8 protein-coding genes are annotated in these 9,960 nt (G+C 69.8%); all 8 read left to right on the top strand.

The window, feature by feature from the left end:
- Positions 1-132: 132 nt before the first annotated feature.
- Positions 133-1,227, top strand: a complete 1,095-nt coding sequence (locus ACFWJ8_RS16845) for a Gfo/Idh/MocA family protein (RefSeq protein ID WP_378813694.1) — start codon at positions 133-135, stop codon at positions 1,225-1,227.
- Entirely contained in the window at positions 1,224-2,198 is a 975-nt protein-coding gene (locus ACFWJ8_RS16840) for a family 43 glycosylhydrolase (RefSeq protein WP_378813692.1), read from the top strand. Before ACFWJ8_RS16845 ends, ACFWJ8_RS16840 begins: the two co-directional genes overlap by 4 nt.
- A gap of 288 nt (positions 2,199-2,486) precedes the next feature.
- Entirely contained in the window at positions 2,487-3,791 is a 1,305-nt protein-coding gene (locus ACFWJ8_RS16835) for an ABC transporter substrate-binding protein (RefSeq protein WP_378813690.1), read from the top strand.
- A gap of 64 nt (positions 3,792-3,855) precedes the next feature.
- On the top strand, positions 3,856-4,851 hold the full coding sequence (locus tag ACFWJ8_RS16830) for a carbohydrate ABC transporter permease (RefSeq protein ID WP_378813688.1): 996 nt from the start codon (positions 3,856-3,858) through the stop codon (positions 4,849-4,851).
- 26 nt (positions 4,852-4,877) lie between these two features.
- Entirely contained in the window at positions 4,878-5,777 is a 900-nt protein-coding gene (locus ACFWJ8_RS16825; protein ID WP_378813865.1) for a carbohydrate ABC transporter permease, read from the top strand.
- 5 nt (positions 5,778-5,782) lie between these two features.
- Entirely contained in the window at positions 5,783-6,430 is a 648-nt protein-coding gene (locus ACFWJ8_RS16820; RefSeq protein ID WP_378813686.1) for a DUF624 domain-containing protein, read from the top strand.
- Between the two features lie 45 nt (positions 6,431-6,475).
- Positions 6,476-8,563 (top strand): beta-galactosidase, encoded by a 2,088-nt coding sequence (locus tag ACFWJ8_RS16815; RefSeq protein ID WP_378813684.1) that lies wholly within the window; start codon positions 6,476-6,478, stop codon positions 8,561-8,563.
- A gap of 30 nt (positions 8,564-8,593) precedes the next feature.
- Positions 8,594-9,883, top strand: a complete 1,290-nt coding sequence (locus ACFWJ8_RS16810) for an ABC transporter substrate-binding protein (RefSeq protein ID WP_378813682.1) — start codon at positions 8,594-8,596, stop codon at positions 9,881-9,883.
- The last annotated feature ends 77 nt before the right edge of the window (positions 9,884-9,960 follow it).

Genomic DNA, 9,960 nt, shown 5'->3' with positions numbered 1-9,960 from the left:
TTTGGTGCGGCTCGCTTATTTTTTTTAAATTCTCCTGGTTTCGGTTTTCCCTTTCGTGGCCCCACCGGGGTTGGGTGGTGGCGTGCCCCCGCGCCAACCACTCTCCACACCCCACCCGCACAGGGAGCACCCGTGACCGACACCCTCCGCTGCGCCATCGTCGGCACCGGCGCGATCGCGCATCACCACGCAGCGGCGGTCGCCGCGTACCCGCACGCCGAGCTGGTCGCCGCCACGGACCTCTCCCGCGCGTCGGCCGAGGCGTTCGCCGCCCGATACGGAGTGCCGGCCGTCTACGACGACCTGGACGCGCTCCTGGACGCCGAGTACCCGGATGTCGTGCTCATCTGCACCCCGCCGGGGGCGCACCCCGCGCAGACCCTCGCCGCATTCACCGCCGGGGCGCACGTCGTCGTCGAGAAGCCTCCGGCGCCGTCGCTCGACGAGCTGACACTGATGACGGATGCCGCCGCCGCGGCGGGCCGCGAGCTCGCCGTCGTGTTCCAGCAGCGCACCGGGACAGCGGCCGCACACGCCAAGCGCCTGCTCGACTCGGGGGCGCTCGGCCGGCCGCTCGTGGCGCAGTGCCAGACGCTCTGGTACCGCGGCGCGGACTACTTCGCCGTGCCGTGGCGCGGCAAGTGGGAGACCGAGGGCGGCGGCACCACGCTCGGCCACGCGATCCACCAGATCGACCTGCTCGCCTACCTGCTCGGCGACTGGACGCGCGTCGAGGGCCGGCTCTGGCGCCTCGACCGCGAGACCCAGACCGAGGACGTGTCGACGGCGACCATTGTGTTCGAGGGCGGTGTGGTGGCGCAGATGGTGTCGAGCACGCTGTCGCCGCGGGAGGTCAGCACCGTGCGCATCGACACCGAGAAGGCCACGATCACGGTCGACCACCTGTACGGCCATGGGCACGAGAACTGGCGCATCACGCCGGCGCCCCACGTGGACGACGCCGAGGCCGCGGCCTGGGCGCTGCCCGACGTCGAGGAGCGCAGCGGACACGTGCCGCTGCTGCGCGAGGTGTTCGACGCACTGCGCAGCGGGTCGCCGCTGCCGCCCGTCGCGGACTCCCCCGCACGCTCGATCGAGATCGTGGCCGCGGTCTACGCATCCGCCGACGCCGACGGCGCCGTCGTCACGCCGGCAGACCTGGCCGTGCACCCGACGCACCGCACCGGGTTCGCGAGCGCCGTGATCGACCTGCGTCCGGCTCGATGACGCCGGCACCCGCCGGCGCCGTCGACCCCGACGCCGCCGCGCCGCACGAGATCTACCGCGACCCGGTGTACGACGGCGCGACCGACCCCACGGTCGTCCGGACGCCGGACGGCTGGTCCATGTTCTACACGCAGCGACGGGCGACCCACCCCGACCCCGGTCCCGGCGTCGCCTGGGTGCACGGCTCCCGCATCGGCGTCGCCCGCAGCGACGACGGCATCCGCTGGTCGTACATCGGGACCCTCGAACCGGATGCCGGCGGCCTCGCGCTGCGCGGAGGCGCACCGCCGGCGATCGTCGGCGAGACGCACTGGGCGCCCGAGGTCATCCACGACGGCGTCCGGTGGCGCATGTACCTCACCGAGATCGACGGTGTGCCTACTCAGTGGCCCGGCCACGCGCGCCGCATCGTCGAGTACATCTCGGACGACCTGCACACCTGGACGCGGCGCGGCCCCCTCGCCCTCGCGAGCGACCGCGTGATCGACGCCGCCGTGGCACGCTGCCCCGACGGCCGCTGGCGGCTCTGGTACAAGGACGAGGCGGCGGACTCGACCACCGCCGTCGCCGTCTCGGACGACCTCGACGCGTGGCACCCGGACGGCACCGCCGTCGCCGGGCGCCCGCACGAGGGCCCGTTCGCCTTCGCGCTCGGCGGTCACTGGTGGCTCCTCACCGACGAGTGGCGCGGCATGGCCGTCCACCGCAGCGTCGACGCCGTCGCGTGGCAGCGCCAGGGAGGAACGGATGCCGTCATCCTCGGCGAGAGCGGATCACCGGCGGACGGCATCCAGATCGGACGCCACGGGTCGGTCGTCGTCACGGGCGACGAGGCGCTGCTCTACTTCTTCACCCATCCGTGGTGGGACGGCAGCGAGCTCGCCGACGCCGACGAGCGCACCCACCGCCGCAGCGCCGTCCACGTCGCACGACTCCGCGTCGTGGACGGCGTGCTGACCGCCCGGCGCTGAGCGGCACCGGCCGCCGCACCGGGCCTGCCGTCACGGAATCGAAGCGTTTTCGCCTCCCGTCACGATCCGGCAGACTGGGACCGGGCACAGCCTGCCTCATCGCTCGTTACTGAATCGTTCTAATTTCTCACGCCGAAGCCTTGCGAAACGTTTTTAGACGGGGTACCGTTGCGGGCAAGCGCTTTCCAGCATTACTGATCCGCACCGAGGGACGCGCCCACCCCGCACACACAGACAACGGAACGTCTGCGCGGAAAGACGAACACAGACGTTCAAGAGAGGACAAGGATGTTCAGCAAGAAGCGTGCATTCACCGCCGCGGCGGTCGCGGCAGGCGCCGCGCTGGTTCTGGCCGGCTGCGCCGGCGGCAGCAGCGGCGACAGCCCCGACGCCAACCCCACGCTCGACCCGGACGAGAAGGTCACCCTGAACATGTCGTTCTGGGGCAACGATGTCCGCGCCGGCCTGTACGACCAGGTCATCGCCGAGTTCGAGAAGCAGTACCCCAACATCACGGTCAACACGTCCTTCCTGGACTTCCCCTCGTACTGGGAGAAGCGCCAGACCGAGGCCGCCGGCGGCGGTCTTCCCGACGTGATGCAGTTCGACTACTCGTACCTGCGTCAGTACTCCGAGAACGGCCTGCTGCTGCCGCTCGACGACTACCTCGGCAACATCATCGAGACCGACCCGTTGCCCGAGAACATCCTGAGCATCGGCGTCGTGGGCGACCAGACCACGGCCATCCCGACCTCCACGAACGCCTGGGGCCTGTTCACGAACCCGAAGCTGCTCGAATCGGTCGGCGTCGACGACTTCGAAGGCGGCAGCTGGGAGGACTACAGCGACTGGATGGCCGAGGTCACGGACGCCGGCGGCGGCGACCTCTGGGGCGGCAGCGACTACACGGGCCGCATCCAGAACTTCGAGGTTCAGCAGCGCGCGAAGGGCGAGGATCTCTTCACCGACGACGGCAAGGCCAACTTCACCGAGAAGGACCTCAAGGCGTTCTGGGAGCAGGGTGACGCGCTCCGCGACGGCGTCACCACGCCGCAGCAGAAGCTCGAGGAGCTCAAGCCGCTGGGCGCCTTCGACAGCGCGAACGCCGCGAGCGAGCTGACGTGGGACAACTTCGGCGCCGGCTACCTCGCCAACCTCGGCGCGGACTACACCGAGCTGAACCTCATCGCCCCGCCGGTCACCGAGGAAGGCGCGAAGGACCTGTACCTGAAGCCCTCGATGCTCGAGGCCGTGTCGGCCAAGACCAAGCACCCCGAAGCCGCGGCGACGCTGGTGAACTTCCTCATCAACTCGCCCGAGTCGGGTGAGATCTTCGGCACCAACCGCGGCCTGCCGGCCTCGGAGACCGCCCTCGAGGCAGCCACGCTCGACCCGATCGCGCAGCAGATCAAGGACTACGAGGCATCGATCACCGACCGCCTCGGCGACGCCCCGCCGGTCCCGATCAACGGCTACGGCACGCTCGAGCAGAAGTTCCTCGAGATCGGCCAGGAGCTCGGCTACGGCACGATCTCCGTCGACGACGCCGTCTCGCAGTTCTTCTCCGAGATGGACACCGTCCTCAACCAGTGACACCCCGCCGCCGGGCCGGGCACTCCGGCCCGGCGGCATCCCCTCCCACCCGAAAGGAGCCGTGGTGAGCACGACAGCGACGAGAGTCATCGTCACCGATCGTCCAGCCAAGCGCGGACTCATGCGCAGCGGCCGACCCGAGAGCAAGTTCCAGCGACCCGGCCAGCGCGCCCGCATGCGCCGCGAGACGGCGGCCGGCTACGCCTTCCTCAGCCCGTGGCTTCTCGGCTTCTTCGGTCTGACCGCCATCCCGATGGTGTACTCGCTGTACCTGTCGTTCACGAAGTACAACATCTTCCAGCCGCCCAAGTGGACGGGCTTCGACAACTACATCCGGCTGTTCACGAACGACCCCGTGTTCATCCAGTCCTCCGAGATCACGCTCATCTACGTGTTCATCGGCACGCCGATCACCATGGCCGCCGCTCTCGCCGTGGCCATGCTGCTGAACTTCCGCGACCAGGGCTCGGGCTTCTTCCGCTCCGCGTTCTACGCCCCGTCGCTCATCGGCGGCTCGGTCTCGGTCGCCATCGTCTGGCGCGCCATGTTCTCCACCGACGGCCCGGTCGACAACGGCCTGTCGGCCATCGGCATCGACATCGGCGGCTGGATCGGCAACCCCGACATGATCCTGCCGATGATGATCCTGCTGCACGTGTGGCAGTTCGGATCGACGATGGTCATCTTCCTCGCCGGCCTCAAGCAGATCCCCAAGGAGCTGTACGAAGCCGCCGAGATGGACGGCGCCGGCGCCTGGCGGCGCTTCACCGCCGTCACCATCCCGATGCTCTCGCCCGTGATCTTCTTCAACCTGCTGCTGGGCCTCATCGGCGCCTTCCAGGTCTTCGCGTCGGCGTACATCATCTCCAACGGCACCGGCGGCCCGGCGGGTATGACCAACTTCATCACGGTCTACCTCTACAAGCGAGGCTTCACCGACGGGCAGATGGGCTACGCGGCCGCGATCGCGTGGGTGTTGCTCGTGGTGGTCGCCATCATCGCCTTCATCCTTTTCCGCACCCAGAAGTCGTGGGTCCACTACGCAGGAGACGACCGATGACCTCCGCATCCTTCACCGACGGCACGATGGAGACCATCGAGCAGGAGATGATGCCTGCCGCGCCGACCGCGCGCCCGCGCCGCGTGAAGCGCAAGACGTGGCAGACCGTCATCTGGTTCGCCGTGCTGCTCATCATCACGGCCGTCGTGCTCTACCCGCTCGTGTGGCTGTTCTTCGCGACGTTCAAGCCGAACTCCGAGTTCGGCTCCAACACCGGGCTGATTCCCGAGAACCCGTTCTTCGGCAACTACGCCAAGGTGATGGAGGGCATCGCGGGCGTTCCGATGTGGCGGTTCTTCGTGAACTCGCTGATCCTGTCGGTGGCCGCGGTCGTCGGCACGGTGCTCTCGTCGGCGCTCGCCGCCTACGCGTTCGCCCGCGTGCAGTTCAAGGGCCTCGGCATCTTCTTCGCCGCGATGATCGGCACGCTGTTGCTGCCGTTCCACGTCGTGATCATCCCGCAGTACATCATCTTCAACCAGCTCGGCTGGGTCGACACCTACATCCCGCTGATCCTGCCGAAGTTCCTCGCCACCGGCGCGTTCTTCGTGTTCCTGATGGTGCAGTTCATGCGGCAGATGCCCCGCGACATGGACGAGGCCGCCCGCATCGACGGTGCCGGGCACTTCCGGATCTTCTGGTCGATCATCCTGCCGCTCATCAAGCCGGCGCTCATCACGTGCGCGATCTTCGCGTTCATCTGGGAGTGGAACGACTTCCTCGGTCCGCTGCTGTACCTGACGAGCCCCGAGAACTACCCGCTGCCGATCGCGCTACGCCTGTACAACGACGCGTCCTCGGGCGGTGCCGACTACGGCGCCACCGTGACGGCATCCTTCATCGCCCTCGTCCCGGTGCTGCTGTTCTTCATCGTGTTCCAGCGCTTCCTCGTCGACGGCGTCGCCACGCAGGGCCTGAAGGGCTGACGACGATGGACCGCCGCGAACTGCGCGCCGCCCGCCGCGCGGACGCCACCGGGAGCGGGCCGACCCTCGCCGAGCGAGAGCCGGCCCGCTACCCGGGAGCCAAGGGCGCCTTCGCCCTGTTCGGCGAGGTGCTGCTGACCGGTCTGCTCATCGCCGTCGCCGGCATCGTGGTCGTGACCCTGCCGGCGGCACTGGCCGCCGGCATCCGTCACCTCCGCCGGTATGTGAATGCCGAGCAGTCCCACACCCGCACCTTCTGGGCGGACTGGCGCAAGGCGCTGCCGGGCGGACTCGTCGTCGGCCTGGCCGCGGCCGTCATCGCCGGCGTGCTGGCGCTCGACATCGTGCTCGCGGGCACCGGCGCCCTCCCCGGCGGTCCGATCATCGGCATCGTCGGCTGGGCCGGACTCGTCGTCCTCGCCGTGGCGCTGCTGGCCGCCGCCGGCGCCTGGACCGCCGAGACAGGCTGGCGCACCGCGGTGCGCGGCATCCCGGCCGCTCTCGCCGGAGACCCGATCGGCGCGGTCTACTACGCCGTCGCCGCCGTGCTCACCGGTGTCGTCACGTGGATGCTGGCACCTCTCATCATCGCCGGCCTCGGCTGCTCGGCCTTCGCCGTCGTCGCCATCCCCGCACGCCGCACCCGCCGCTGACGCGGCATCCCCACCCCGCCCGTCCTCCCGAAGGAGCTGCTCGACGTGCTTTACGGCGCCGATTACAACCCCGACCAGTGGCCGGAGGAGGTGTGGGACGAGGACGTCCGCCTCATGCAGGAGGCCGGGGTCAACATCGTGAGCCTCGGGATCTTCGCGTGGTCGCGCATCCAGCCCGCCGAGGACGTGTGGGACTTCCTGTGGCTCGACACGGTGATCGGCAAGCTGCACGCCGGCGGCATCGCGGTGAACCTCGCGACGGCGACGGCGTCGCCGCCGCCCTGGGTGAGCGCGACCTACCCCGAGACACTGCCGGCCGACGAGTCCGGCGCGTCGTACTGGCCGGGCAGCCGCCAGCACTTCGCCCCGTCGTCGCCGACCTACCGCCGCCTCGCCGGCGAGCTGGTGCGCCGCCTCGCGGAGCGCTACGCGCACCACCCCGCGGTCGTCATGTGGCATGTCGGCAACGAGTTCGGGTGTCACCTGTGGATGGACTTCTCCGACGCCGCGCGCGACGCCTATCGGCGTTGGCTCGAGGACCGCTACGCGAGCGTCGAGGCGCTCAACGACGCGTGGGGCACCAGCTTCTGGTCGCAGCGCTACGGCGCCTTCGACGAGATCTTCCCGCCGCGCCTCGCGCCCTACAGCCACAACCCGTCATCGATGCTCGACTGGCGCCGCTTCACGAGCGACATGCTGCTGGAGTGCTACCTCATGGAGCGGGCGATCCTGCTCGAGGCCGGAGCCACGCAGCCGATCACGACGAACTTCATGGGCCCGTTCAAGCCTGCGGACTACCGCCGATGGGCGCCGTTCATGGACGTCATCGCCGACGACTGCTACCCCGATCCGGCCAATCCGCACCGGGTGCGCGACGCCGCCTTCCAGCGCGACCTGATCCGCTCGCTCAAGCCCGGGGTGCCGTGGCTGCTGTGGGAGCAGGCGACGGACGCCGTCAACTGGCGGCCCGCGAACCCGGGCAAGAAGCCGGGTGCCCTCATGGCCGAGACCGCGCAGTCGGTCGCGCGCGGCGCCGACGGCATCATGTTCTTCCAGTGGCGGCAGTCACGGGCGGGCAGCGAGAAGTTCCACTCCGCGATGCTCCCTCATGCCGGCACCGAGACGCGCACGTGGAACGCCGTCACCGAGCTCGGCGCGCGCCTGGCCGCGCTGCCCGAGCTGCCCGCGCCGGGGCGCGACGCGCACGTCGGCCTCGTGTTCGACTGGGAGAACTGGTGGGCCGTCGAGGAACGCGACCACCCCACCGAGATCGACTACCTCGCCCTCGTGCTGGAGTGGTACGGCGCGTTCCACGAGCGCGGCATCCAGGTCGACGTCATCGCGCCCGAAGAGGCGGCGCTGGACTATGAACTCGTGGTGGCGCCGGCGCTGTACCTGCTGCGCGACGACGGCGCCGCCGCGCTCACCCGCTTCGTGCAGGACGGCGGCACGCTCCTCACCGGCCCCTTCACCGACATCGTCGACGGCCACGACCAGTTCCGCGACGGCGGCTTCTTCACTCAGCTCGCTCCCGTGCTGGGCCTGCGGTTCGAGGACTTCGGCGCACTGGCCGGCATGTCGGCCGGCGGCAGCGGTGTCGGCGCGCTGAGCAGCGACGCCGTGCAGGCCGCTCGCGCGGCCGCCGCGTCGGGAGCCGTCGAGTTCGAGCTCGAAGGGGTCGTCCACCGCGGCCGGCTCGTCGCCGAGTCGATCCACGCGACGACCGCGACCGCCGTCTCGACGTTCCGTTCGGGCCTGCAGGCGGGGTCGCCCGCACTCACCCGCCACGCGTTCGGCGCCGGCGAGGCCTGGTACACGGCAACGCAGCCCGTCGGCCCGGGACTCGGCGCCGTCGTCGACGCGGTGGTGGCGGCATCCGGTGTCCGTCCCGTGGTCGAAGGACTGCCGGCCGGAGTCGAGGCGGTACGCCGCGGCGACCTCGTCACCCTCATCAACCACGGCGACACGCGCGTCGAGGCGGTGATCGACGGAGTGGATGCCGAGACCGGCGTCGCCACCGGGCTCGTCGTGCTCGAGCCGCAGGGCGTCGCGTTCGTCCTGTCGCCTGAGCGCTCCGCCGTGCCGGCCGTCACTCCCGCCACTGCGACACCCGACGTCGTCGTCCTCCCCTGAACCATCCACCATCGAGACCGGAGCCCTTCCATGCCCTCACGCCGCACCCTGCTCGCCGTCAGCGCCCTGACTGCGAGCGCCGCCCTCGTCCTGGCCGGATGCGCCGGCTCGGCCGGCTCGGCGGACCCCGCCAAGACCTTCGACCCCGACGAGAAGGTCACGATCGACTTCGCGTTCTGGGGCAATGACGACCGCGCGTCGCGCTACAACGACCTCATCGCCGCGTTCAACGAGAAGTACCCGAACATCACGGTCAACCCGTCGTTCAGCGACTACCCCAGCTTCTGGGAGAAGCGCCAGACCGAGGCCGCAGGCGGCAATCTGCCCGACGTGTTCCAGTTCTCCGACAGCTACCTGCGCCAGTACGCGCAGTCGAACAACCTGCTCGACCTCTCGAAGGTGTCGGACGAGATCGACACCACGACGTTCGAGGACTCGCTGCTGGGCACCGGCGCGCTCGAAGGCGTGCAGTACTCGCTGCCGACCGGCTACAGCCTGTGGGCCAACTTCGTGAACGACGACCTGCTGGCTGCGGCCGGCATCGAGGCGCCCGAGGGCGGCACGAGCGCCGACGACTTCGACGACTGGATGGCCTCCGTCACCGACGCGACCGGCGGCAAGCCCTACGGCGGCACCGACTACACGCAGCGCATCCAGAGCTTCGAGCTCGTGCTGCGCGCGAAGGGCGAGAACCTCTACACCGACGACGGCGAGCTCGGCTTCACCAAGGACGAGCTGAGCGACTTCTGGCACTGCGGCGACGCGATCCGCGACGGCGTCGTCATCCCCCAGCAGACCCTCGAGGAGCTCTCGCCCAAGTCCGGCTTCGGCGCGAGCGCCACGGCGAGCGAGATGAGCTGGAGCAACTTCCTCGGCGGCTACCTCGCCGACTCCGGCGCGTCGTCGATCTCGATGATCGCCCCGCCGATCGCCAAGAAGGGCGCGAAGGACCTGTACCGCCAGGCGGGCCTGCAGGTCGCGATCTCGGCCAACACCGAGCACCCCGAGGCCTCCGCCCTGTTCCTCGACTTCGTCGTCAACAGCGCCGAGGCGGGCGAGATCTTCGGCACCACGCTCGGCTACCCGGCGTCGTCGTCGAAGCTCGCGGGCACCACGCTCGAAGGCGTCGACAAGCAGGTCGCCGACTACATCGACTCGCAGGCGGACCGCATCGGCGACGCCCCGCCCGTCCCGGTCGCCGGCTACGGCTCGCTCGAGCAGAAGTTCTGGGACCTGGGCAAGTCGCTGGGCCTCGGCGCCATCTCGGTCGACGACGCCGTGAACGAGTTCTTCTCCGAGGCCGACACCGTCCTCGGCTGAGCGGGACCCCTCGGAGAGGTGTGTGGGGGGGGGCGCGGCCGCGGGCGGCCCCCAACTGAAGCAGGGGGGATTCGGTA

Origin of the sequence: Microbacterium sp. NPDC058389, from assembly GCF_042722305.1 — a bacterium.
GTDB lineage: Bacteria > Actinomycetota > Actinomycetes > Actinomycetales > Microbacteriaceae > Microbacterium.
This window is presented reverse-complemented; position numbering and strand designations above follow the sequence as displayed.